Origin of the sequence: Methylobacillus caricis (assembly GCF_020532705.1) — a bacterium.
Lineage (GTDB): Bacteria > Pseudomonadota > Gammaproteobacteria > Burkholderiales > Methylophilaceae > Methylobacillus > Methylobacillus caricis.
Genome location: NZ_JAJAVD010000001.1, coordinates 1,404,361 through 1,430,049, shown reverse-complemented (window position 1 = coordinate 1,430,049; position 25,689 = coordinate 1,404,361). Strand labels below are relative to the sequence as shown.

Annotated in this window: 25 protein-coding genes; 23 read left to right on the top strand and 2 right to left on the bottom strand. The window is 48.1% G+C overall.

Annotated features, from left to right (window positions below; translation table 11 throughout):
• Window positions 1-120 precede the first annotated feature (120 nt).
• The 7 genes from LG200_RS06795 (at window position 121) to LG200_RS06765 (ending at window position 6,798) form a co-directional block, all read left to right on the top strand.
• A complete protein-coding gene (locus LG200_RS06795; RefSeq protein ID WP_226756818.1) occupies window positions 121-1,842 on the top strand; it encodes a tetratricopeptide repeat protein in 1,722 nt (573 codons plus the stop codon).
• Between the two features lie 139 nt (window positions 1,843-1,981).
• Complete coding sequence (locus LG200_RS06790) at window positions 1,982-3,307, top strand: DNA recombination protein RmuC (protein ID WP_226757319.1); 1,326 nt, start codon at window positions 1,982-1,984, stop codon at window positions 3,305-3,307.
• Window positions 3,308-3,309: 2 nt separating this feature from the next.
• Window positions 3,310-3,489, top strand: a complete 180-nt coding sequence (locus LG200_RS06785) for a hypothetical protein (protein ID WP_226756817.1) — start codon at window positions 3,310-3,312, stop codon at window positions 3,487-3,489.
• Window positions 3,486-3,737 (top strand): molybdopterin converting factor subunit 1, encoded by a 252-nt coding sequence (moaD, locus tag LG200_RS06780; RefSeq protein WP_226756816.1) that lies wholly within the window; start codon window positions 3,486-3,488, stop codon window positions 3,735-3,737. Before LG200_RS06785 ends, moaD begins: the two co-directional genes overlap by 4 nt.
• A 1-nt stretch (window position 3,738) precedes the next feature.
• Window positions 3,739-4,191, top strand: coding sequence for a molybdopterin synthase catalytic subunit MoaE (gene moaE, locus LG200_RS06775; protein ID WP_226756815.1), 453 nt, complete (start codon window positions 3,739-3,741; stop codon window positions 4,189-4,191).
• A gap of 64 nt (window positions 4,192-4,255) precedes the next feature.
• On the top strand, window positions 4,256-6,403 hold the full coding sequence (locus LG200_RS06770) for a Lon protease family protein (protein WP_226756814.1): 2,148 nt from the start codon (window positions 4,256-4,258) through the stop codon (window positions 6,401-6,403).
• Window positions 6,403-6,798: an RNA-binding S4 domain-containing protein gene (locus LG200_RS06765; RefSeq protein WP_226756813.1), complete on the top strand. Its 396-nt coding sequence runs from the start codon at window positions 6,403-6,405 to the stop codon at window positions 6,796-6,798. Before LG200_RS06770 ends, LG200_RS06765 begins: the two co-directional genes overlap by 1 nt.
• Before the next feature lie 48 nt (window positions 6,799-6,846).
• Here LG200_RS06765 and LG200_RS06760 read toward each other — a convergent pair whose 3' ends face one another.
• Window positions 6,847-7,959, bottom strand: a complete 1,113-nt coding sequence (locus tag LG200_RS06760) for a PA0069 family radical SAM protein (protein WP_226756812.1) — start codon at window positions 7,957-7,959, stop codon at window positions 6,847-6,849.
• A complete protein-coding gene (locus LG200_RS06755; protein ID WP_226756811.1) occupies window positions 7,934-8,632 on the bottom strand; it encodes an SDR family oxidoreductase in 699 nt (232 codons plus the stop codon). Before LG200_RS06755 ends, LG200_RS06760 begins: the two co-directional genes overlap by 26 nt.
• Before the next feature lie 129 nt (window positions 8,633-8,761).
• On the opposite strand from LG200_RS06755, the gene LG200_RS06750 reads away from it, so the two are divergent.
• The 16 genes from LG200_RS06750 (at window position 8,762) to LG200_RS06675 (ending at window position 25,525) form a co-directional block, all read left to right on the top strand.
• The gene (locus tag LG200_RS06750; protein ID WP_226756810.1) at window positions 8,762-9,103 is read left to right on the top strand and encodes a MarR family EPS-associated transcriptional regulator; all 342 of its coding nucleotides are present in this window, start codon (window positions 8,762-8,764) and stop codon (window positions 9,101-9,103) included.
• Window positions 9,100-10,506: a mannose-1-phosphate guanylyltransferase/mannose-6-phosphate isomerase gene (locus tag LG200_RS06745; protein WP_226756809.1), complete on the top strand. Its 1,407-nt coding sequence runs from the start codon at window positions 9,100-9,102 to the stop codon at window positions 10,504-10,506. The genes LG200_RS06750 and LG200_RS06745 overlap by 4 nt, the downstream gene beginning before the upstream one ends.
• A 2-nt stretch (window positions 10,507-10,508) precedes the next feature.
• On the top strand, window positions 10,509-11,594 hold the full coding sequence (gene gmd / locus LG200_RS06740; protein ID WP_226756808.1) for a GDP-mannose 4,6-dehydratase: 1,086 nt from the start codon (window positions 10,509-10,511) through the stop codon (window positions 11,592-11,594).
• 17 nt (window positions 11,595-11,611) lie between these two features.
• Entirely contained in the window at window positions 11,612-12,595 is a 984-nt protein-coding gene (locus tag LG200_RS06735) for a GDP-L-fucose synthase family protein (protein WP_226756807.1), read from the top strand.
• 409 nt (window positions 12,596-13,004) lie between these two features.
• Entirely contained in the window at window positions 13,005-14,312 is a 1,308-nt protein-coding gene (locus LG200_RS06730) for a nucleotide sugar dehydrogenase (RefSeq protein ID WP_226756806.1), read from the top strand.
• Window positions 14,313-14,315: 3 nt separating this feature from the next.
• On the top strand, window positions 14,316-15,377 hold the full coding sequence (locus LG200_RS06725; protein ID WP_226756805.1) for a Gfo/Idh/MocA family protein: 1,062 nt from the start codon (window positions 14,316-14,318) through the stop codon (window positions 15,375-15,377).
• Window positions 15,378-15,379: 2 nt separating this feature from the next.
• Entirely contained in the window at window positions 15,380-15,958 is a 579-nt protein-coding gene (locus LG200_RS06720; protein ID WP_226756804.1) for an acyltransferase, read from the top strand.
• A gap of 4 nt (window positions 15,959-15,962) precedes the next feature.
• Window positions 15,963-17,102: a DegT/DnrJ/EryC1/StrS family aminotransferase gene (locus tag LG200_RS06715; protein ID WP_226756803.1), complete on the top strand. Its 1,140-nt coding sequence runs from the start codon at window positions 15,963-15,965 to the stop codon at window positions 17,100-17,102.
• A gap of 23 nt (window positions 17,103-17,125) precedes the next feature.
• Window positions 17,126-18,391 carry a lipopolysaccharide biosynthesis protein gene (locus LG200_RS06710; protein ID WP_226756802.1) on the top strand — a complete coding sequence of 422 codons (1,266 nt, stop codon included), beginning with the start codon at window positions 17,126-17,128 and terminating at the stop codon, window positions 18,389-18,391.
• Window positions 18,392-18,482: 91 nt separating this feature from the next.
• Entirely contained in the window at window positions 18,483-18,923 is a 441-nt protein-coding gene (locus LG200_RS06705) for a DapH/DapD/GlmU-related protein (protein ID WP_226756801.1), read from the top strand.
• A gap of 29 nt (window positions 18,924-18,952) precedes the next feature.
• Window positions 18,953-19,732: a class I SAM-dependent methyltransferase gene (locus tag LG200_RS06700; RefSeq protein ID WP_226756800.1), complete on the top strand. Its 780-nt coding sequence runs from the start codon at window positions 18,953-18,955 to the stop codon at window positions 19,730-19,732.
• A gap of 3 nt (window positions 19,733-19,735) precedes the next feature.
• On the top strand, window positions 19,736-20,764 hold the full coding sequence (locus LG200_RS06695) for a hypothetical protein (RefSeq protein WP_226756799.1): 1,029 nt from the start codon (window positions 19,736-19,738) through the stop codon (window positions 20,762-20,764).
• Between the two features lie 39 nt (window positions 20,765-20,803).
• Window positions 20,804-21,850 carry an ATP-grasp domain-containing protein gene (locus tag LG200_RS06690; RefSeq protein ID WP_226756798.1) on the top strand — a complete coding sequence of 349 codons (1,047 nt, stop codon included), beginning with the start codon at window positions 20,804-20,806 and terminating at the stop codon, window positions 21,848-21,850.
• 51 nt (window positions 21,851-21,901) lie between these two features.
• A complete protein-coding gene (locus tag LG200_RS06685) occupies window positions 21,902-23,305 on the top strand; it encodes a polysaccharide deacetylase family protein (RefSeq protein ID WP_226756797.1) in 1,404 nt (467 codons plus the stop codon).
• Window positions 23,306-24,135: 830 nt separating this feature from the next.
• Window positions 24,136-24,414 carry a UDP-N-acetylglucosamine 2-epimerase gene (locus tag LG200_RS06680; RefSeq protein WP_226756796.1) on the top strand — a complete coding sequence of 93 codons (279 nt, stop codon included), beginning with the start codon at window positions 24,136-24,138 and terminating at the stop codon, window positions 24,412-24,414.
• Between the two features lie 7 nt (window positions 24,415-24,421).
• On the top strand, window positions 24,422-25,525 hold the full coding sequence (locus LG200_RS06675) for a glycosyltransferase (protein WP_226756795.1): 1,104 nt from the start codon (window positions 24,422-24,424) through the stop codon (window positions 25,523-25,525).
• Window positions 25,526-25,689: the final 164 nt, after the last annotated feature.

Here is a 25,689-nt window from a genome sequence, read left to right as displayed (position 1 = left end):
ACCTTATGCAAAATGGCCTTGAATATACAGTTTTGTATATAGCCCGGCCCTGACAAGGGGCGGTTTTGCAATAGTGGCCGGTAGAGCTGCGTTGCATATAATGGACTATGGGGAAGTGGCATGAAGCAAGGTGTGCAAGCGGCCAGGCAGCCTGGCCAGGGCGAGGTACATGCGCTGTTCAATCTATACAATACTGGCCAGTTACAGCAGGCCGAGGTAAAGGCGCGGGCTTTACTCAAGCAATATCCGGGAGCGCTGGTAGTGTATAACGTGCTCGGTGTGGCGCTTGAAGGGCAGGGGAAATATGAGGAGGCAGTGCAAAGCTACCGCAAGGCCTTGGCCATCAATCCTTCAATATCGGAAATGCATTTCAATCTGGGGTCGGCGCTATCCCAGCTGGGGCGGGATGAGGAAGCAATCACCTCTTATCGGCGTGCGATTGCCATTAGTCCCGGCCTGGCAGTGGCGCATTTCAACCTGGCGACCCTACTGCAAAAGCGGCGTTTGCTGGATGAAGCTATCCAGCATTACCGTCAGGCAGTGGTGATAGAGCCTGGATTTTTTGAGGCCTACGGTAGTTTGGGGACTGCCTTGCAACAGCAGGGCCACTTGGATGACGCTATTTCCTGTTATCGCCAGGCATTGGCAATTTCCGATCATGCGCTGGGCCACTTCAATCTAGCGACCGCTTTGCGGGATCGTGGCGGCCTGGAACAGGCAATTTCCCATTACCGCCAGGCTATCGTATTGCAACCCAGTTATGCTGACGCCTACAACAACATGGGCGAGGTGTTCCGTGACCAAGGTGACATGCAGCAGGCTGTGGCATGTTATCAGCAAGCCATTGCCATTGCTCCCGGCCATCAGGTGGCGTCATTTAATATGGCCCAGTTTCTTTATGATGCGCAGCGGTTTGAAGAGGCTATTCCATATTTTGATCAGTCGCGCCAGGAGGATTGGCAGGAGCGCATACTTTACTGCCTTTACAAGTCCGGGCAGCATCAGCAATTTCAACAGCGCTTGCAGCCCCTTGTATCGAAAGGTGAACACGTGTCGCCTTTCCTGGCCACGCTTTCAGCCCATTATGCGGCTAATTTCAATGTGGCAGATCCATATCGCTTCTGTCGGTCACCAATAGAGTTTGTTTTTCACCGTAGTATTGAGGCTTTGGCGGAAAAAGACAGTGCATTGCTACAGTCGCTATTGCAGGACATCAGCCTGACCGAGATCGCTGAGCGCAAGCAGGGAAGGCTTTATCATGGCATGCAGTCTGCTGGCAATTTGTTCAAGCGCAAGGAGGAGTCGTTCCGGACCTTGTCCGATCTGATCCGTCAGCAGGTGAGGGACTATCAGCAAAATTTTGCAGATAAGGACTGTGACCTGATGAAGCATTTTCCCCAAGAAATTGAATTTGCCAGTTCATGGTATGTCCGCATGCGCCAGGGAGGGCATTTGACCTCGCATATCCATGAAATAGGCTGGCTCAGTGGATGCGTTTACCTGTCCCTGCCGAGGCAGGCGCCTGGAAGCCATGATGGCAGCATAGAGTTCAGCACGCATGGGGACGAATATCCCAAAATGCATGACAACTTCCCGGTCAAGACGATTGCACCTGCGGTCGGGGATATCGTGCTGTTTCCTTCTTCACTGTTTCACCGCACCATCCCGTTCCATTCGGATGAAGAACGTATCTGCATTGCCTTTGATATCAAGCCGGCAGTCAAGTTTGCCAAAGAGATGCTGAGTTTCAACAGCATGAAGGTCATGCTTGTAGGTTGCCTTAACTTCCTCCTGGCCGAGCTCATTGAAATAACTGCCTGGTCTTTACGTGTAATAGTTTGATGTTTTTGCTTTGGTAGCCCTGGGTCTCTCCTTGCTTTCCCTGATCTGGTTCAGGGCTACCGTTTTTAATATCAATCACAGGATTTCTCTTGTCTGATTGAGAGGTTGTCTGCAAGGGATGCGTTATAATTTCATCCTTATGACAGATACCATTATTCTCATTTTCTCTCTTGCTTCCTTGCTAGTATTGCTCTGGCTGGCTTATAAACAAGCCAGCAAAAAGGACTCCAGCCAGCTGTTGCTGCAGCAACTGGAAGAAAAGCATCGAGACATGTTGCGTGACCTGCATGATGGCCTCAACAAGCTTGGAGATCGTCTTAACACTGCTTCCAGTGAACAGGGCGAGCGTCTCAGAAATGCAGTGGCGCAAGAGTTGCAGCAGACCCGAGATGCCATGAAAACCCTGCAGCTTTCACAAACTGAAAGCCTGGCACAAACTCGTGAAACCGTGCTTGAACGCCTGCATACCACGCTGGCGGAGCAAGGCAAGGCAGAGCAATCACTGATCCAGGACACCATGCTTAAGGCCACCACCCAGCTTACTGCCAGCATAGAAGCCTTGACCAAAACTGTGGATGGCCGTCTGGAGCAAATCGGAGGCAAAGTATCGGAACGCCTGGATGAGGGCTTCAAGAAAACCAATGATACGTTTGTCCGCGTGATGGAGCGCTTGGCCACCATAGACGAGGCACAGAAAAAGATAGATGGCCTCACCACCAATGTCGTAAGCCTGCAGGAATTGCTGGGAGACAAGCGTTCACGCGGGGCCTTCGGCGAGGTGCAGTTGGAGGCATTGGTACGCAATGTCATGCCGGTGACGTCTTATTCCATGCAGCATGTATTGAGTAACGGCACGCGGGTAGACTGCGCCTTGTTTCTGCCTGAGCCTACCGGCACAGTCGCGGTTGACTCCAAGTTTCCGTTGGAAAACTACCACCGCATGCTGGAGCGCGAAATCAGCGAGGTCGAGCGTATCAGCGCGCAACGCCAGTTCAAGGCCGATGTCAAAAAGCATGTTGATGATATTGCCAGCAAGTACATTATCCCCAATGTCACTTCAGACGGCGCAGTAATGTTTATCCCGGCTGAGGCAGTGTTTGCCGAAATCCATGCCTATCATCCGGATATTGTTGATTACGCCATGAGCCGCAGGGTATGGGTGGTTTCCCCCACCACGCTGATGGCGGTGCTGAATACTGCGCGAGCTGTGCTCAAGGATGTGGAAACACGCAAGCAGGTGCATATCATCAAGGATGAGCTGGGCAAGCTCAGCAAGGAATTCTCGCGCTTTGATGTGCGCATGAAGAAGCTGGCCGACCATATACGCCAGGCACACGAAGATGCCCTGGATGTGCACACTACCAGCCAGAAAATTTCACGCCGCTTTGCGCAGATTGAACGCGTAGAGCTGGAAGGCGAGGCGCAAGCCGGCCTGGCAATACCTGACAACGATATAGAGGACTAATCATGAGCGATGAACAAGGCTTGATCATGCTGGTACAGCAATATGCAACCAAATTCGGTATTACCTTCAGCTCCAGCCTAATGGACAATGAACAGCACAAAGCCAGGTTGTTGATGCTGATGGCAGAGGCAATCAGCGGCAAGCGTGGCCCAGTGACCGATGAGGACGTGACTGGCGCATGATACAACTGCTGTATTTTGCCAGGTTGCGTGAGGCTTTGAACATGGATGGCGAAGCCTTGCCCTTGACTGAGGCTATCAGCGTGTCGGCATTGATGGCATCGTTGGCGGCGCGAGGCGGGGCTTGGCAGGAGCAGTTTGATGGCACACGTCCGCTACGTGCTGCCATTAACCAGGAGTTGGTTGCCAATACGGCACTGATTCAGCCAGGTGACGAAGTCGCCTTTTTCCCACCAGTGACTGGTGGCTGAAATGACAGTCCGTGTCCAGCAGGCAGATTTTGACGCAGGCGAGGAAATTCGTCGCTTGCGTCTGGCTCATCCGGAGGCAGGCGCCGTGGTTTCGTTTGTAGGCCAAGTGCGCGATCTTAACCAGGACAGGCAGGTTGCCAGCCTGACCCTGGAACATTACCCAGGCATGACAGAGAAATCGCTGGAGGCCATTATTTCCAGCGCATATCAGCGCTGGAATATCATCGATACTGTGGTCATTCATCGGGTTGGCACATTGCAGCCCCTGGACCAGATTGTGCTGGTTGCTGTCAGCAGTGCCCATCGTGGCGAAGCCTTTGCTGCCTGTGAATTCATCATGGACTATCTCAAGACCGATGCGCCTTTCTGGAAAAAAGAAAAGACCCCGACAGGGGAGCACTGGCTCGATGCCAGGGACAGTGACCAGTCAGCCAAACAGCGCTGGAATGGATAACACATCACGGGCTACCTGCCAATCTATCAAATTTATATCAATTACTTTTTAAACTGCCCACCTGATGCTACATACGCTTACTCCCCAGCAACTTACCCGCGTGATTGTTCCGCAAGCACTTGGCTTCAATGACACTTCAGAATTGCTTGCTGAAGCCCGTGAAAATGCCGGGGAATGGATAGGCCAGCAGCGTGCGGCTGATGCTGCTCGGTTCGGCCTGCGCATGTTGCAGCCCGGTTATCACATGCTGGTGATTGGTGAGCCTGGTTCAGGGCGGACTTCCCTGCTCCTGCGCCTAGTGAGGCAGGCACTGGCCAGCAAGCCGGCCCCCGCTGATCTTGTTTACCTGCTGAATTTTATGGCCCCTGAAAAGCCTTTATTACTACGCATGGCGGCGGGTAAAGGGATGGAGTTGCGCCTGCTGCTTGACCAGTTCGTGCGCAGGCAAATCCGCGCAATTACTGGCGTGATGCAATCAGAGCGATTGCCGAGACCGTCGAGCGCCGGTGCTGTAAATGACCCGGCTAGCCGGCTCAAGGGTTATCTCGAAGAAGAGCTGGCCATCATTCGGCAACAGGTGGCTGCAGGCCTGTTGCAGCCAGAGGTGTTTGATCGCTGGCTTCAGTTGCTGGTTCAGGAGATCGTGGACAACATGGATGTCTTCATGACTCCTCCCAGTAATGATACTGAAGGAATGCATGAAGCTTTCATGAGCCGTTTCCGTGCCAATTTGCTGGTGAATAATGGAGATGCAAAGGGGGTGCCGGTCATTTATGACGATGACCCCTCTTATCAGTCATTGTTTGGAGGCATTGAAAGTGCAGGTGAGCAGGGGCATGCTCCTGACTTCATGCGCCTCAAGGCTGGCAATATCCTCAGGGCAGATGGCGGTTGCCTGGTGCTGCATCTCGAGGACATCCTGCATGACCAGCAGGGCGCCAATCCGCTGATCGAGAAACTTGGGCGGGTGTTACGCAACCGCAAGGTACAGATTGAGGACTCCGGCAGTTCGACCGGTCAGGGCACATTGAGTGCACTAGTCCCCGATGCATTGCCTGTAGATTTCAAGCTGATCCTGATTGCCAGTCGAGAAGACTACTATCACCTGCATGAAGAACATGCCGGGTTTCTTGATCATTTCCGGATAAAAATTGATTTTGCCGAGAGCGTAACGGCGGACGATTCAATTTACCGCCAGCTGGCCTGCCATATTGCGCGGGTCTGTGACGAAAAACGCCTGCCCCATTTTACTGCCGCTGCCGTTGCACGCCTGCTGCAAGCCATGCATGAGTGGGAAGAGGACCAGGTGCGTATCAGCCTGGGCCTGGGTGGTTTGCAGCCGCTATTGCTGGAAAGTGCGTCCTATGCTGCGGAAGGCAAACTGGTTGACTTGGCCGATGTCGATGCAGCCATTCGCGCAGCCCGTAGCCGGCATGATTATGCAGAGCAGCAGATCCGGGAATCCATATTGGATGGTGAGCTGATGATCCAGGTGCAGGGGCGTGAGGTCGGCCAGATCAATGGCCTTACCCATATCGATATGGGGGATGCTGCATTTGGCTCGCCAGTCCGCATTTCTGCGCGCTGTTATCCTGGACGTGAGGGCATTATCAATATTGATCGTGAAGTCGAAATGACCGGTCCGCAGCATGACAAGGGTATTTTTATCATGCAGAGCTGGCTGGCGGCCAATTTCGCCAACCTGGCGCCCCTTGCACTGAATGCTTCCTTGGTGTTCGAGCAGGAATATCACGGGGTGGAAGGCGATTCCGCCTCTTGTGCAGAGCTTTATGCCTTGCTTTCAAGTTTGTCCGGACTGCCCTTGCCACAAGGCGTGGCTGTGACGGGCGCACTCAACCAGCATGGTGAAGTGTTACCCATAGGCGGCATCAATGAAAAGATAGAAGGACATTTTCGCTTGTGTGCAAAGCTTGGCCTGGATGGCAAGCAGGGGGTACTGGTGCCGGCCCGGAACTTGAGGCATTTGCTTCTGAGCGATGAGGTAATCTCCGCTGTTGAGCAGAAGCTTTTTCATATCCATGCCATCGACCATGTGCTGGAAGGGATTGAATACCTCACGGGCATGCCGGTTGGCAGCCTTGACGAGGTAGGCGACTATCGCCCGGATACGGTGCTCGGCCGTGTGCAGCGTACGCTGGAAAGTTATCGCGCAATCTATAAGGCCAACCGCAGCACGCGCAAGGACATGTGATGGGTGATGCCGAGGGCAAATGCCGGTTGGACAAATGGCTATGGGCTGCACGTTTCTTCAAGACGCGTAGCCTGGCAACCGATGCGATTGATGGCGGCAAAATACACGTGGATGGGGATCGGGCCAAGCCAGCCAAGGAGGTGCGCCTCGGCCAGGTGATTCATATCCGGCGCAAGGAGCTGGATATGGAAGTAACCGTGCGTGGCTTGTCCACTCAACGCAAAGGAGCACCAGAAGCAGCCTTGCTGTTCGAGGAAACGCCAGAAAGCATGGCCAGGCGCGAAAATCTTGCAGTGACGCGTGAAGCAGACCATGGCCGCCGTGATCGTGGCATGGGACGGCCGACCAAGCGCCAGAGGCGCGACATCAAAAAGTTTACCGGTATAGACTGGTAGCCCAGCCTTAGTTACCTTCCTGGCCGAACATCGATGCGGGGTTCTTTTCTAGAATAAATCAAGCTGCGTTGCCTTGCCCGGCGGCGAGAAGAGCGTTGTGTTCATGCGCATGTCACGTTGGTTAAGCCCCAACTTTTTTGTCATCAGTTTGAAGCGTTGCCTGATCATGTTGGCAAACGGTCCGCTGCCACGCATCCGCTCATGAAACTCTGCCTGATTGGTTTTTCCTTCACGACTTTGCCGGATGATGCTCATTACATGCGCAGCCTTGAGCGGGTAATGTAGCTGCACCCATTCCTCGAACAACGGTGATACTTCCAGCGGCAATCGCAACAGCACATAGCCAGCACTCATTGCGCCAGCCTCTGCTGCTGCCTTCAGGATGGTTTCCAGTTCCGTGTCGGTCAGCACAGGGATAACCGGGGCCGTCATTACGCCTACCGGGATTCCTGCTGCATGCAGGCGCTCTATGGTTTGCAATCGCCGCCGCGGAGCCGCTGCACGCGGCTCGAGGGTGCGGCTGATCTGGTTGTCTAGCGTGGTAATGGAAATGAATACCTGTGCCAGCCCCTGTTCAGCCATGGGGGCAAGAATATCCATATCGCGCTCGACCATGGCGGACTTGGTCACGATGCTCACGGGATGGCGGAATTCGGCCAGCACTTCCAATATCTGGCGTGTCAGGCGCTGCTGCTTCTCCAATGGCTGGTAAGGGTCGGTGTTGGTGCCCATTGCCATCGTGGCGCATTGATAATTGCGTTTGGACAACTCCTTGCGCAACAGTTTGGCGGCGTCAGGCTTGACCAGTATCTTGCTCTCAAAATCCAGGCCTGCCGACCAGCCGAGATAAGTATGGCTAGGCCTGGCGAAACAATAAATGCAGCCATGCTCGCAGCCTCGATAGGGATTGATCGAGCGGTCGAACGGGATATCGGGAGAAGTGTTCCAATTGATGATGGAACGGCTGCTGTCAATGATCACCTCGGTCCGTAGCGGTTCAAGGTCGGCATCCAGGTTGCCCCAGCCGTCATCCTCATCTGCGTGGCGATGCTGTTCGAATCTGCCACTCAGGTTGCTCACGGCGCCGCGCCCTTTGTAAACCAGCGGACGCAGCACCTCCTGCAGGCTTATGTGTTTACCAGGGAATTTCTTGTCCGTCATATGCATAAAACTTGCCTGCATCAGCCAGTGTGACCTTGTCGATCACCTTGCGTAAGCCGCTGATGCTCTGCTCCGTGTTGATCAAGGCATTGGGGCCGCCCATATCCGTTAACACCCAGCCGGGATGCAGCACCACAGCGGTGATGCCTTTTTTGCCAAGATCCACAGACAAGCTCTTGGTGATCATATTCAATGCGGTTTTGGTTGAGCGGTAGATATAGCTGCCGCCACTGGTATTGTCCGAAATGCTGCCCATCTTGCTGGTGATGTTGGCGAGCTTTTTCAGGCTGCCATTGGCGAGATGTGGCGTAAATGCTTGTGCAACCTTGAATGGAGCAAGACTGTTGATACGGAATGCCTCCATCCATGCATCATAATCGGCATCCCCAAATATCTCAGTGTCACTATCAGGATAAATTCCTGCATTATTGATTAATACATCAATTGCCTGGTCTGCCAACGAGGCAGCAAGCTCATCCACCTGATAGAAGTTACCTACATTCAACTTATGTACACTCACCAAGTCTTTAAAGCGAGTTGCCAGCTGCAGCAGTTCCTCAGCCTCTTCAGGGCTGCGGCAACATGCCAGCACATTCCAGCCCGCTTCCGCATACTGTTTGGTGAATTCAAGACCAAGGCCGCGATTGGCACCAGTGATCAATACATTTGCCATATTCAAGATTCCTCATGATGTGAAGTCCAAGGATACCACTTAGCTCGGGAAAATATCATGCTTGAAGCATGATGAAAGTTTTTGTAAACTGCGTTCATTATCTGAACGCATGATGGTTTAATCACATTAATGCTCACCGACGAATACCGCTACAAGATACTTAAGCTTGTTCAGGAAAAACCTGAGATCAGCCAGCGGGAGCTGGCAAAGGTCTTGGGCATTAGCCTGGGTAAAACCAATTTTTGCCTTAAGGCGCTTGTTGATGTTGGATTGCTCAAGGTATCCAATTTTCGGAATAGCCAGAACAAGTTGGCGTATATGTATTTATTGACGCCCAAGGGAATAGAGGAAAAGACAGGTATCACCATGCGGTTCTTGAAATACAAGATGCAGGAATACGAAAATCTGCAGGCGGAAATTGAAGAATTGCGCCGCGCAGCCGGAGAGTCTGGCGATAAGGAGGTCGAATGAGCGATCGGTTTGCCATATTGCTTTGTGGTGGTTCTGGGACTCGACTTTGGCCGTTGTCACGTACATTGCGACCCAAACAACTCCTGGCGTTGAATGGCAAGCAAACCCTGCTCCAGCAAACTGCGCATCGCCTTTGCCATCATGTGCCGGCAAGCAATCTGCTTACCGTTACCCATGAAGATCATAAATTCGAAGTCAAAGGGCAACTTGCTGAAATTCTGCCGGAAGCTGTTAATGGAGTGATGGCAGAGCCATGCGCGCGCAATACATTACCTGCCATTGCGTGGGCAGTCAGTCGCATCCATCGCCAATCTCCAGATGCTATCGTTGGGGTATTCCCCTCGGACCATGCCATTGATAATGAAGCAGCTTTTTATCAGGCATGGGAAGCTGCAGAACAAGGTGCAAGCCAGGATTATCTGACACTGCTCGGGATTTCACCGACTTATCCCGCGACTGGCTATGGGTATATTCAACCTGCCGATGTTGACATCGCGCAGAGCCCTGCACAGAAAGTGCACGAGGTTGCCAGATTTGTTGAAAAGCCTGATCTGGAAAGTGCGCAACATTTTGTCGCTTCAGGCTATCTTTGGAATAGCGGCATGTTTGTTTTCCGTGCCAGCGTGTTTATGCAAATGTTGGCGAAACATCAACCGGAAATAGCTTCAGTCATCAATGGGCTGGATACAGAAAACCTGGCCGAAGAGTACGCAAAGCTACCTAATATTTCCATTGATTATGGTTTGGTGGAGCTGGCTGAGCAAGTAGCTGTAGTACCGGTTGATATGGCTTGGAGCGATCTGGGTAGCTGGGATTCCATTTACCAAAAAAACGATAAGAATGCTGATCAAAACGTCTGTGCAGGCGATGTCATTAGCGTTGATACGCAAGACAGCCTGCTCTGGAATACACATGGATTATTGGCAACATTGGGGGTCAGCAACCTTGCCATTATCCAGACTGCGGATGCCACTCTCATTTGTGATCGAAGTCGTACGGAAGATATCAAGCAGTTGGTAACGTTGGTGCAAAAGCATCAACCAGAACTGACTGAGTTGCACCGTACTGTCCATCGTCCCTGGGGCACCTATACGGTGTTGGAAGAGGGCGTGAATTTCAAGATCAAGCGCATCTCGGTTAATCCAGGGGCCAGTCTGTCGATGCAGATGCATCATCATCGGTCTGAACATTGGGTGGTAGTGTCAGGCCTGGCCAAGATCACTAATGATCATCAGGAAATTACATTAGAAGAAAATCAATCCACATACATTCCTAAAACCCATCGGCATCGATTGGAAAACCCAGGGGATAAACCACTTCAAATCATTGAAGTGCAATGTGGTGACTATGTGGGCGAGGACGATATCGTCCGCTTTGAGGATACTTATGGAAGGTATAGCTAATAATGAGCAAGGTGGCTTTGATTACTGGCGTGACGGGGCAGGATGGTGCATATCTATCTGAGCTGCTGCTGAGCAAGGGCTATATCGTACACGGCATCAAGCGCCGTGCCTCCCTGTTCAACACAGATCGTATTGACCACCTTTACCAAGACCCACATGTTGATAACAAAAACTTCATTCTGCACTATGGTGATCTGACAGACTCCACCAACCTCATTCGCATCATCCAGCAAGTCCAGCCAGACGAAATCTACAACCTTGCCGCCATGAGCCATGTAGCTGTCAGTTTTGAAATGCCTGAATATACTGCTAATGCTGATGGCATTGGCACCCTGCGTATCCTCGAAGCCATCCGCATCCTTGGCTTGGAAAAAAAGACCCGCTTCTACCAGGCCTCTACCTCTGAGCTTTACGGCCTGGTGCAAGAAATCCCACAAAAAGAAACCACCCCATTCTACCCACGTAGTCCCTACGCTGTAGCCAAACTTTATGCCTACTGGATCACTGTTAACTACCGTGAAGCCTATGGCATCTACGCATGCAACGGCGTCCTCTTCAACCACGAAAGCCCGCTCCGTGGTGAAACCTTCGTCACCCGCAAAATCACTCGAGCCTTGGCCCGTATCAAACTCGGCCTGCAAGACAGCCTCTACCTAGGCAACCTCGACTCACTGCGGGACTGGGGCCATGCCAAAGACTACGTCGAAATGCAATGGCTCATGCTGCAACAAGACCATCCAGAAGACTTCGTCATCGCCACTGGCGTCCAATACAGCGTCCGTGACTTCGTCAACGCCGCCGCCAAGGAACTTGGCATCGCCATCATCTGGAAAGGCCAGGGTGTCGACGAAAAAGGCTATGACACCAACGGCAAAGCCATTGTCCAAGTCGATCCACGCTACTTCCGTCCTACCGAAGTCGAAACCCTGCTGGGCGATCCCACCAAGGCCAAACAAAAGCTTGGCTGGACCCCCAAGACCACCTTCCAGGAACTCGTCTCCGAAATGGTGCGCGAAGACCTCAAGAGTGCCCAACGTGACGAACTCGTTAAAGAGCATGGCTTCGCTGCTTATGACTACAACGAATAACAAAGTAGAGCGCACTAATGGATAAGAACGCACGCATCTACGTGGCAGGACACCGAGGCTTGGTTGGTTCCGCCATCGTTAGGAACCTCGAGAGCAAAGGCTACACCAACATCCTGAAACCGACCCATGCCGAACTCGACCTGACTGACGAAAAAGCTACAGATCAGTTCTTTGCCGAACACAAGCCGGAATATGTTTTCCTGGCCGCAGCCAAGGTCGGCGGCATCGTCGCCAACAATACTTACCCGGCAGAATTCATCCGTGACAACCTTGCCATCCAGACCAACGTTATCCATACCGCCTGGAAGCACGGCGTCACCCGGCTCCTGTTCCTGGGTTCCAGTTGTATTTATCCCAAGCTGGCTCCGCAGCCCATGAAAGAAGAACACCTTCTCACCGGCCCATTGGAGCCGACCAACCGCCCTTACGCATTGGCCAAGATAGCCGGCATTGAAATGTGTTGGAGCTACAACCGCCAATACGGGACTCAATACCTCGCCGCCATGCCTACCAACCTCTACGGTCCTGGTGACAACTACCATCCTGAGAACAGCCATGTCATCCCGGCCCTGCTGCGCAAGTTCCACGAAGCCAAGCACAACCACCAACCCACTGTCACCGTCTGGGGTACGGGCACGCCCAAGAGAGAGTTCCTCTACAGTGACGACATGGCCGACGCCTGCGTCTACCTCATGAACCTGCCGCAAGACCAATACCAGGCTCTACTGAGTAGTGACGAAAGCAAGACCGGCAAGTTTGAGCCTCCACTCATCAATGTTGGCGTGGGTGAAGACATCAGCATTAAGGAACTAGCTGAGCTTATTAAAAAGGTTGTAGGTTACGTAGGCACGATTGAGTTCGATATTAGTAAGCCTGACGGTACACCGAGGAAGCTTATGAATGTAAGTAAGTTGTTAAAATCAGGTTGGATAGCAAGAACAAGCTTACAGCATGGCCTGAAGATAATGAATGAAGAGTTTATGAGTGAAAAAAAAATCTAATATAAATAATACAACTAGGAGTTTGTCAGCCTTGTGACAAGATTAAAGTTTTTGTAAACTGCGTTCATCATTTGAACGTAGTGATTGTAGATTCACAATTTTTGAATATCGCCAAGATGCTCAAGCTAATATAGCGAAAGCTTAATATCAGTCAACAATATCTGATAAAGGCGCTTAATCATCAGTTTTGGGAAACTAATTTCCGCCACAAAACCCGATGTGTTATAGGCCTCCAATTTTCGTAACATCAGGAAATAAGTTGGTATATGTATTAATGCTACGCATGGTTGAGCAGAAAAGCAGCTACGGTCAACGATTCTCAAACTTGAGCTGATGGGGTTTGATATGTGCTTCTATTAAAATAGAAGCCCTGTGCAGGGAAAGTAATCAAGGAAAATAGGATAGATATATGTCAAAGCAACACTTGATCGAGAGGCTGAATAGTAGAAAGGCAGTAATCGGCATTGTAGGGTTGGGTTATGTTGGCCTGCCCTTGATGTTGAGATACAGTGAAGTAGGGTACAAGGTGTTGGGGCTGGATATTGATAAAAGCAAAGTTAACAGCTTAAATCAGGGAAAATCCTATATTGAGCACATTTCATCTGAGGCGATTGCTAATTCGCTTGAGCAAGGATTTGAAGCAACTATTGATTTCAGCCGTGCTACAGAGGTAGATGCCCTAATCATTTGTGTGCCAACGCCATTAAATAAATACCGCGAACCTGATCTCAGTTTCGTGACGGACACGACAGATTCCTTAGTACCGTATTTGCGTGCTGGCCAGATTTTTTCACTTGAGAGTACCACTTATCCCGGTACTACAGATGAAGAGTTGAAGCCTCGACTGGAATCTGCCGGGCTGATAGTTGGGGATAATATATTTCTCGTCTACTCGCCAGAGCGCGAGGATCCAGGTAATCCTGATTTTACTACCCGCACTATTCCCAAGGTCTGTGGTGGCTATACACCAGCCTGTATGGAAGCAGGGTTGGCATTGTATGAGCAGGTGATAGACAAGGTGGTGCCTGTGAGCTCTACACGGGCAGCAGAACTGACGAAGTTGCTTGAGAATATTCACCGCGCAGTTAATATCGGCCTGGTCAATGAAATGAAAGTGGTCGCGGACAAGATGAGTATTGATATCCACGAAGTCATCCGCGCAGCGGCGACCAAGCCATTCGGCTTTGTGCCTTACTATCCCGGCCCAGGTCTTGGAGGACACTGTATCCCGATTGATCCTTTCTATCTGACCTGGAAGGCGCGTGAATATGGTGTACATACCCGTTTTATCGAATTGGCAGGTGAGGTGAACTCCTCCATGCCTGATTATGTGGTGTCCAAAATCGCATCTGGTCTGAACGGGCAAAGAAAATCCATCAATGGCAGCAATATTCTAGTATTAGGAATTGCATACAAGAAGAATGTCGATGACATGCGCGAGTCTCCCTCGGTCATCCTCATGGAGAAACTGCGTGACCTTGGCGCCAATGTTGCCTATAGCGACCCGCATATCCCACATTTTCCTAAGATGCGTGAGCACCATTTCGACCTATCCAGCGTTACCGTGACGATTGAGAGTCTGGCGAGCTATGACTGCGTGTTGCTGGCAACAGATCACGACAAGTTTGATTACAGCCTCATTAAGAACCACGCCAAGCTGATTATTGATTCACGCGGCAAGTTCCTCGAGCCTGCAGCACATATTCTCAAGGCTTAAAACATGCGAACATTCCCAACACCAATTAAGGATCGCAAGATTAGCTTTGCCCTGGTGGGTTGTGGCCGGATCTCCAAGAACCATTTTGATGCAATCAAGAAGCATGCCGAACATGCGAAGTTGGTAGCAGTTTGTGATATTGATCCAGAAGCGCTGGCCAAAGCAGCCGAGTATACCGGCGCCAAGCCCTACACCAATCTGACGGCACTACTTGCTGACACTAATGCGGATATTGTAGTTTTGACCACGCCTAGCGGCTTGCATCCAGATCAGGCTGTTCAAATTGCTGAAAGCGGACGTCATGTCATGACCGAGAAGCCTATGGCAACGCGCTGGCAGGATGGTCAGCGTATGGTCAAGGCCTGTGATGATGCTGGTGTGCGTTTGTTCGTTGTAAAGCAGAACCGCCGCAATGCCACCTTGCAGTTGCTTAAGCGTGCAGTAGAGAAGAAGCGCTTCGGCCGGATATACATGGTGAATATCAATGTATTCTGGACACGTCCGCAGGACTATTATGATAGTGCCGCATGGCGTGGCAAGTGGGAGTTCGATGGCGGTGCTTTCATGAACCAGGCCAGCCATTACGTTGATTTGCTGGATTGGTTGATTGGTCCAATCGAAAGTCTGCATGCATATACATCAACCTTGGCAAGAGATATCGAAGTCGAAGATACCGGTGTGATCAATGTGCGCTGGCGTTCCGGCGCACTAGGTTCCATGAATGTCACCATGCTGACGTATCCCAAGAATCTTGAAGGAAGCATCACTATTCTAGGCGAAAAAGGGACAGTTCGAGTCGGCGGTGTTGCTGTCAATGAAATACAGCATTGGGAATTTGCGGATCAGGATAAGGACGATGAAGCAGTAAAGACCAGCAATTATGAAACAACTTCAGTTTATGGTTTCGGTCATCCGCTTTATTACGAGAATGTCATCAATGTCATGCGTGGCCTGGCTGAACCAGAAACCGATGGCAGGGAAGGCCTTAAATCCCTTGAGGTACTGATCGCCGCCTACCTGTCTGCACGCGATGGTAAGCGTGTTGCCCTTCCGCTGGATTACTGAACGTGGCTATTACTGTTCATCCAACAGCCATTGTCGACGAGGGCGCGCAAATAGGCGATGGAACGCGCGTCTGGCATTGGGTGCATGTTTGCGCAAATGCCAAAATTGGTAAGGATTGTTCCCTGGGGCAGAATGTCTTTGTCGGTAACAAAGTCGTCATTGGCGATAACGTCAAGATTCAGAACAATGTTTCCGTCTACGACAATGTCACGCTGGAGTCAGATGTTTTTTGCGGCCCCAGCATGGTGTTCACCAATGTCTATAACCCACGGTCAGCGGTTTCACGCAAAAACGAATATCGAAACACGCTCGTTAAACGCGGCGCAACATTAGGCGCTAATTCCACTATCGTTTGCGGATCTACCATTGGTGAGTATGCCTTTGTCGGTGCCGGTGCGGTAATCAATCGGGATGTTCCCGCATATGCGCTGATGGTTGGTGTGCCAGCAAAGCAGATCGGTTGGATTAGCCGCCATGGTGCGCGTCTGCCTCTACCTTTGAGCGGTGATGGTGAAGCTAAATGCCCTGAAACCGGCGAGACGTATCGCCTGGTTGATAGTCAATGTACTTTCGTTGGATAAAAATATGACTGAAGCAATTCCCTTTATTGATTTGAAAGCTCAGTACAAATCGCTTGAGCAGGATATCAAATCTCGTATCAACAAGGTGCTGGAGCATGGCCAATATATCATGGGTCCGGAAGTTGCCGAACTGGAAGAAAAGCTGGCTTCTTATGTAGGTGTGAAACACTGTATCGGCGTGAGCAATGGCACTGATAGCCTGATGATTGCCATGATGGCGCTGGATATTGGGCATGGTGATGAAGTCATCACCACACCATTCACTTTTATCTCCACTGGCGAAATGATTGCATTGCTGGGTGCAAAACCGGTTTTTGTCGATATCGATCCATGTACCTACAATATCGACCCTTCGAAAATTGAAACAGCGATTACCTCTAGGACCAAAGCCATCATGCCCGTCAGTCTGTATGGGCAATGTGCGGATTTTGATGCCATCAATAGCATTGCAGAAAAGCACGGACTGCCAGTAATAGAAGATGCTGCACAATCATTTGGCGCAAGCTATAAAGGCCGGCGCTCATGTGGTGTGAGCACCATAGGATCTACAAGCTTTTTCCCATCAAAACCACTGGGTGCTTATGGCGATGGCGGTGCCTTGTTCACCAATGACGATACCTTGGCTAAAGCCATGCGCGAAATCAGGGTGCATGGGCAGGATAAACGCTACCACCACCCCCGAATTGGCATGAATGGACGGCTGGATACCATACAGGCCGCCGTGCTGTTGGCAAAACTGGAGCGTTTCGACTGGGAAGTGGAGCAGCGCGCAAAGATAGGCGCACGCTATACCGAATTGATTAAAGAGCAACTTACAAAGAACTCGCAGCTAGATATTGTTCCGCCTGAGCTTGAGACCTATAACACCAGTGTCTATGCACAATACACCGTGCGTGTGAAGAACCGTGAGCAAGTGCAGAAAAAACTGAAAGATGCTGGCGTACCGACAGCGGTTCACTATCCAATCCCCTTGCATTTGCAACCTGCATTTGCATTTGCGAAACGGGCAATTGGCGCCTTTCCGATAGCAGAAGCCGCTGCAAATGAAGTCATGAGCTTGCCCATACATCCTGATTTAACGAACGAAACTCAGGATAAAATTCTCGACTGTTTAATTTCCCAGCTAGAACTTGATGCTAGTTAATGATGTGTGCCAGGTAAAAAGCGTTGTTTAATATTTTTGACTATCGGAAAGGTTCTCGTTTTCGTCAGAACTTTATCAAAGTTGCATTTGCTAATTTGTTAGCGCAAGGAATGCCTATCATTGCTGCGCCTCTGGTAACGCGTTTATATTCCCCATCGGATTTTGGTACGTTTGCATTATTCAGTTCAATACTTGTCATTCTTTCTTCAGTTGCTACATTAAGAGTCGATTGGTCAATTCCTAATGCTAGCTCTCGTCAGCAAGCAATGGTTCTGTTATTGGGTGGAGGAGGGATATTGCTCCTTTTCTCAATCAGCATAGCTTTGCTGGTATGGGCTTATGGCAATAAATTACTAGAGCACTATGATTTAGAGGTGCTGCTGCCATTTTTATTATGGTTGCCACTGGCCATTCTGGGTATGGGATTACATCAGTTGCTTCAAGGATGGCATGTTCGAGAAGCCAATCTATCACCAATTAGCAGATCAAATATCAATAAAAGCATTTTTATGACGCTCAGCCAAATTGGGTTGGGGTTGATTAATACTGGAACGTTAGGGCTTATTCTTAGCTTGCTGGGTGCAAGCTGGGTGAGTGTCATGAGTTTACTGCGCCATACTCTGAATATGTTCACGCTTATTGGTAGGTGTACATATTTGCGTTTTATGTCGACGATGAGAAGTTTTTTCTCCCAGTCATTGCAATCGACCGGGGTAGCATTGATAAATACAATAAATCTATCAATGTTGCCAATACTGTTAATTGTTTACTATAGTCCCACAGAGGTTGGTTGGTTGGCTCTTATGCAAAGGCTGGCACTTGCGCCACTAGGTGTTTTTACGGCAGCTCTGGCGCAAAGCTTCTGGGCTGAGGCTGCTGATCAATTAAAGAAAGACCCTGCTGGGCTCCGCAGGTTATACATTCAGTCAACAAAAAAGCTGGTTTATATTTCATTATTACCCGTGTTTTTGTGTGCCCTGGGACCATATTATGTTGGATTAATATTAGGCAGTGAGTGGGATCAGGCCGGTTGGGTATTAATCTCGCTGATACCGATGCTATTCGGGCAGGTCGTCGTGTCGCCTCTCTCGCATTTGGTTGTACACAGGAAGCAGCATTGGCAACTATGCCTGGATATCATGCGCTTCGTGGCGACAGTTGCTTCCGTCATGTTATTGGCAGCAAAGGGGATTGGCTTTATCCCGCTATTGGTATTTGTGTCGATAATCAATTTGGGGTTTTATGGAGTAATTTTTTACCTTAATTTAAAGGCATATAAAATTGATTAAACTCTGGGCGAAGAAGGCGATGAGGCTATATTGCATATTGCTATGTAAGTTGTTCTATCCAAACTGCAAATGGCTTATTACGTGGAATCCGATGGCGATTAGAGGTTATTGGATATTTCAGCGCATATTAAACGTAAATGGTGCAAGGGCTATTCCATGGCCGGTCCACTTTACATCCAGGGTAAGCGGAAAGATAACGCTGGGTGACATGGTTTCGCCAGGTATGATGCCGGGTTGTTATATCAATGCGATGGCAGGAATTGAGTTCGGTAGTAATGTTTGGATTGGCCCAGGTTCCAAGATCATTTCTGCAAATCATGATCCTGCCGATCTTGAATGCCATTTAATGACGAAGCCGATTCGCATAGGCTCTAATGTGTGGATCGGGGCTAATGCAATAATCCTGCCGAATGTAGAGATTGGAAATAACGTAATTATTGGGGCAGGCTCAGTCGTAACCCGAGATATTCCAGACTGTAAGGTGGCTGTAGGTAACCCTGCGAGAGTGATTAAAGAAAATAAAGTGACGTGATAGTGAGTAAAGCCATATTAAAGAGAGTCTTGCCTGATCGTTTGTACAAGCTAGGCGGTGTAGTTTTTTTGCGTATAAAAAAACTGTTTATTTATACCAATTATGATAGCTCACAATATTGGAAAAAACGCGCTTCTGACCCCGGTCAAGCAGCTGTTCTATGGAAAAATATTGAATACAATCATCTGTATAGAATAGAGCAGGAGAAGATATTGGCTCCATATGTAATGGCGCTACCTGCAGGCGCTACAGTACTTGATATTGGATGCGGTATAGGAATTGTCGCTGAGCTAATTCTGAAGTTAAATCCGAATGTTCTGGTTGATGCAGTTGATTTTCCTGAAATGATATCTGTCGCCAAGAGCCGCTATCAGCACACTGGAGTGACTTACATATCTTCATCTGCTGAAGAATATAGAAGCAGAGGCAAGCAATATGATTTGATAATTTCTTCTGCATGCTACTCTGCAATACGTGATATCTCAAAACTGGAGATAGCCTTGGAGAATGCTTGCTCAATGGTGAAAGAGGGCAGGAAAATTATTATGATTGATCCGTTTCACAGATGGAGTTATCTGGCTCGTGCTAAATATGGGTCACAAAATGTGATTACTTTTATGTCTAAACAAGGCCTCACTATAGAGTTTATATCAGGTGTTTTATTCTGGCCGTTTAGGGATTGGTTGGCAAATTCTAATATGGAAGGTGCAACGCTTAAAAGGCAGTTTGAGAAAGGTGAGAAATTATTGAAATTATTGGGTAGGCACTTCTGGGCAGATTATAAAATTTTAGTTTTCAGGAAAAAGTAACTTGTGCCTGCACAATATTTGATTAGCCTATATTATTTTTTTTCACCGAGAAAAAAATCATTCCAAACATTGAAGGGGTATCTGCTAAATGATTATTCAAGCGGTGATATTAGGTTTTATTTCTCAGGGAGGGTAGCTATTTATAAGGTAGCAGACTATTTAATAAAAACCTCCCGAGTTGCTTTGTTACCAGACTATATATGTAACGTGGTGTATAAGGCGTTTGAAGCTGCAGGATTTGAAATTGTGACGTATGCAACGAGTGATGTGTACGAGCCAGACTGGGGCGAGGTGAGTAGATTAGGCCAAGAAAATACTGGAGCAGTATTGTTATTGGCCTCTATCTATGGATCGGAGTTTGGGCGCAATTGGATATTATCTCAAAACGGTTACCATTGGCGTGAGGAAAATAAGATATCTGTAGTTTTTGATTTATGTCAGGATATTACACAGATTAACTCCTTATCCAGCCATGAATATATCGGTAGTAATTACGCAATAGTCGGTAGTTTCAATGACAAGTCATTCCCTGGAGTAATGGGGGGAGTGGTGGTTACCGATATACCTGACGAGGAGTATGCAGCGCCATCATTTTTAGACTGTTGTAGGGTTCTTTCTCTCTTTGTTCAAAAACTGTTAAAGCTTGATAGGATGCGCGCCATAGCAAGATTTTTCTTAGTTTCAGTACTCTCTTCTAAGCCTAAGATAAAAAATATCTATGATTATTCATATTGCAACTATTTTCCATACGATTTCCAGCATTCCGGTGCAACAAAGCTTCAGATTGCAATGGCTGCTGCTGGAGTAAATTTTCTAGAAAAATATAGTGATCGGAAAAAAGAATATTTGTTGTTGAATAGAATCAAGCCCCTCAAAACGCCATATTATTTGACTGCGCCATTTGTTATGGTGCAGCCAGACGACCCCGGAATAAATAAAGATAAACCTCCTTACGCAGTAAATAGAAATCCCTTTGTTAGCCTAAAGTCTGAAATTAAAGTGAAGCATTTCAAAGGCTTTGATGATATTTAGATATGCATTTGAGATGAACAGCTTGGTTACCGGCCAATAATGAATATTTTGACCTTTACTGCATCAATAAATGCGTGGACGCTTTTTCATGCCTGCCAGAAACTTGGCTTGGAGCTTAAAACAACTGAGACCAAACAAGATATAGCAATACCTATTGGCAATATCCAGGATGAAGGTGCCTGGCTATTGTTTACTGAGGAAGCTAATTTAAGAAAGGCTTTGGATGGGGAGATTCCAGGGAGTTTCTGGCCTAAAGGTTATCCACGGGAATTACTGGATGATAAATGGGAGTTTGCCGAATGGCTTGTTAGGCAGCCAGGCCTGATGCATGGACCTAGGCATGTCTCCCTTGATGATATCTGTTCTCTGGAATATCCATTATTTCTTAAAGCTAAACACTCCTGGCAGGGTGAAAAGAAGCTTCCTCGCGGCTGGCTGTGTAACAGCCCTGATGAAGTGGAATATTACAAAGATCAAGTTTTAACGCTCGGGTATAAGCTGGATTCCTTTTTTCTTCAGGAGTGGCTGGGTGAGGCAGATACTCGGCTCTTTTCCGTATGTGGCTTTTTTGATGCCAACCAACCGAAACGAAATATCACCTGTGTGGTAGAGCGGCTGGCAGGTTATACATCTGGTCCTAGCTGCTCTGCAGTAGTTGGTATCATGCCAGATGAGTTTGGCCTGACCCCGCAGGCTTTTGCCATTCTTGATAGGCTTGCTTTCGTCGGGCCATTTGAAATGGAATTTATTGTAACTGATAGCCGTATCGTAGTTCTTGAGTTAAACCCCAGATTCTGGATGCAGCATGGCCTGTTTCTTTCAAGTGGCAATGCTTTGGTTAAACGTTACCTTGAGCTGGATACTGCAGATGATTATTTTCAGCCCGAGCCAGAAAAGCTTTTGTGGGTAGATGGCTTATGGATGATGAAGTCTTTGGTGCGATGTGACTTTCGCTTATTCTCAATACTTTGGAAATGGCGTGTCAAGAGTGATTACGCCGTAATTGTGTGTCCTCCTCCCTCTGTAGCAATAACTGCTTTAGTCAGGAAAATAAAAAACTATTGTCTGGATCAATTAAGACATTAGTATGGTATGGCCCGATATTAAATTATTGAATATTAATCAAGCAGGCTAATTTTGAATACTAATAAACCAATGAATTGTTGGCCAAATGCCGAAGCTCTGTTATGGCTTGGGCGGATATTATCTGAGCGGTATGGGCATTTCTTTTTACTTGAGATTTCAGGTTCAGAAAAGACGCTTATTAAATTACCTGGTGAAGAGGGTTGTCTAGAGATTGTTATAGACCCAATTACGTTTAACCAAAGGGCATCTGACATGCCTTGCCAATTTTGGAATCCGGTTTCTGAAGGTTGTGGTTCTACAATTGATAGCCCTCTACCCATGCCTACCATGAGCAATGATTTACCTGAATTGTTAATAGAACGGCATCCTAATGGGTATCGAGTAAATTTCGATATTTTAGGTTTTTCTTATTGGATGCTTGCTCGGGTAGAAGAGATTGACCGGGTTGACTTGGATGGCTATCAACGTTTTCCAGCGACTGCATCTCATGGATACAAGCATGGATATTTGAAGCGACCAGTAGTTGATGAGTGGTTGAATGTTCTTGCACAACTGATTACTAATACTTGGCCCCACATACAACTGAAGACTAGTCAATTTGAAGTAAAAGTGTCTCACGATGTTGATTGTCCTAGTTTGTACGGATTCAGTTCTCCAATGAGGTTGCTTCGCAATGTTGTGGCCTCTGTGATTAAGAGAAGGGATGTTAAAGCATTATTCTCAGGCTTTTTTATCCGCATGAATACAAAGGAGACGCTTTATTCAAAAGATCCTTTTAATACGTTCGATTGGATTATGGATATTTCGGAGCGGCATGGACTTAAAAGCGCCTTTTATTTTATATGCGGACGTACTGACCGGAGAAGGGATGCCGAATATGAACTTGAGCATCCGGCAATACGTGATTTGTTGAGGCGAATTCATAAGCGAGGGCATGAGGTTGGGCTGCATCCAAGTTTCAACACGTATATGGAGCCCCAGGAAATTGTACAGGAAGCCAGTCGGTTACGGAAAGTATGTGAAGAGGAGGGGGTGCACCAGTCACATTGGGGCGGGAGAATGCATTATCTGCGTTGGAAGCAGCCTGTAACCCTAATAGGGTGGGAAGTGGCCGGAATGGCCTATGATAGTACGCTGGGGTATGCAGATATGGCAGGTTTCAGATGTGGCACATGCTTTGAGTATCCTGCATTCGACCCAATAGCATCTAAGAAATTGAATTTACGCATTCGTCCACTTATCGTAATGGAATGTACTGTTATCGCCGATCGCTACATGGGCTTGGGTCATAGCGATAATGCATTAAAAGAGTTTATGTTATTGAAAAATGCTTGTCAGTCAGTTAATGGAACTTTTACAATTTTGTGGCACAACTCTCAATTGGTTAGTTCAGATAGTCGTTTTTTGTATCAAACACTGCTTGAGAAATGTTGCTCTATTAAACAGCTTCAATAGATATTGGAGTATGGGAATCAAGTGTAAGTGCAACAAGCATTTGATTATAATAACTATAATTTATAGCATTATGTTTTTGTGGAAGGATTACTAGGCTTGCAAAGCCATTATATGACAGGGAAGCAGATTATTTGTCTCTGCGCCATATTGTTTGCTTCCCTAACTAGAGTCTTTGAATTATTCCATCGAAGCATTATTGCATTATTTAAGGGTATTTTATTCCCTTTATCTTTGGCATTGGGTAATGATTACTATACTTCATTATATTTATATGTATGCTGATATTATTTGCTGTTTTTATTTTAACGTGGATATCATGGTGCCATATTGGTGGGCTATTCGGTCGAGATAGACTAAAAATCAACTCTATGTTGATTAAGAGTTTTTAGTTCCTTTCTTAATTATGTGAGTAAAGCTATTGAATCAATATGATGCCTGGGCCTATCTGTTATTTCTGTCAATTTCAACCATGTCAATGCTTTGCCAAATAAATTTTTTGGATTTGTTCAGGCGAGGTTGGCGATTGCAATCGGGCCTTCCCAATGAAGTGGCATTGTTGGTCATGCGCTTTCAATTGGGCTTGGTGGCTGATACTTTTTTCCCAAAAAGATTCGACACGGGTGATTGCAGACATGACGCGAGAAAAGATAATTGAATTTAAACGTAATGTAGAGGAGGCTGCCAGGAGCTTGTGCTTTGAAAAAAGCAGTCATGTTTTCAAACAGATGATTGCTTTCGCCCAATCAGCAAGACTCATTGTGCTGCTCTTGCATCCAAGAACCAGGCAGAGAATCGCCTTACAATTCCTACCAACTGCAAGGTGATTGATCATGTTGGAAAGGCATGTGGAATTGATTGTCATGGATGCTGGCGGAGTGCAAAAAGAAGCTTATTTCCATCAAGTGCCGTGCGTCACTCTGAGGGATGAAACCGAATGGGTAGAGCTAGTCGAGCTGGGATGGAATCACCTGGCTTCGCCGGATGGAGAGGAGCTGACTTCAATATTGCAGCGCCGCTTTGAAGCAGGCAATCTGGATAAATCTCCTTACGGTGATGGTCATGCCTCGACCAAGATTGTGAGTGCCATCATGCAATTTGCTGAACATTGAGTTCAAGATGAGGATATTACATTCTGCTGCTTTGTTATCGCCGCCACCGGGCATTCTCAACCAGATGAGAGATGAATCCAGAGCGGCACAAGCCTTGGGTATCACATGGGATGTGGTCATGTTCTCCCCGGAACTGGAGCATGACGTGGTACGTGAATCAAGATGGGTATGCTTCCAGCATGAATCGATGCTGGCAAGAATGCTCGCCTGGCTCTTTCTACGTATCGAATACCATGCTTGGCTACTTGCACAAGCTAAGCATTATGATGCCTTTGTATTGCGCTATTACGTTCATGATCCATTCCAGCTGCTTTTTATACTGTTGTCATCTCGTCCGGTCTTCTTTGTGCACCACACATTGGAAGTACCTGAATTGGCCATGGAGGTCGGAATACTTTCCCATATTAGGAGTGGCCTGGAACGCTTGTTTGGTGCTCTGGCTATCAAGGCCTGTGCGGGTACGATAGGAGTAACCCATGAAATTATTAGTCATGAACTCGCTCGAACAGGGGTGAGTGGCCGTACAGGAATGCTTTATCCAAACGGCATATTTACAGAGACTGCTACGTTGCAGGATGAGCGGGGTGATATTCCCGAGTTAATTTTCGTGGCAGGCTTCTTTGCTTCATGGCATGGGCTGGACTTGTTGCTGGATGCCATTCAAGCCTCTGAGAAAGAATTTGTTATTCATCTGGTAGGCCAATTAGAGCCGGAAGACCTGCATCGTGCACAGCTAGATAGCCGGGTCGTATTGCATGGGAAACTGGATCAGGCGCAGATCAGGGCATTGTCAGCAAGATGCTGGCTGGGTCTGTCGTCATTTGCTCTGGATCGTAAATCTATGCGCGAGGCTTGTACGCTCAAAGTGCGAGAATATTTAGCTTCAGGTTTGGCAGTATATGCTGGGCATGCCGATGTATTTCCGGATGATGCCAAGTTCTTTAAGCATGGGCCACTTGATATCCCGACCATCCTGGCATATGCCCAGGATGTCAGGGAGTTGGGGCGGCAGGATATTGCAGTACTTGCAAGACCATACATAGATAAGACTATCCTGCTTGGCCAGCTTTATGCCTCACTTCAACAGGATGCTAAAAAAAATAAACAATGACGAGCGATGTTACTCCCTCAATAGTGTGCTCATGCCATTGTGTAGACTATCTCAAGTAAGGGTATATTGGCTCAAGTCTTGCTGAATGGCAGTTTGCATTGTTAAGTATCAAGTATTACTACGTCGTTGAGACGCGAATATTAAAATCACAAAGATTCCCCTGA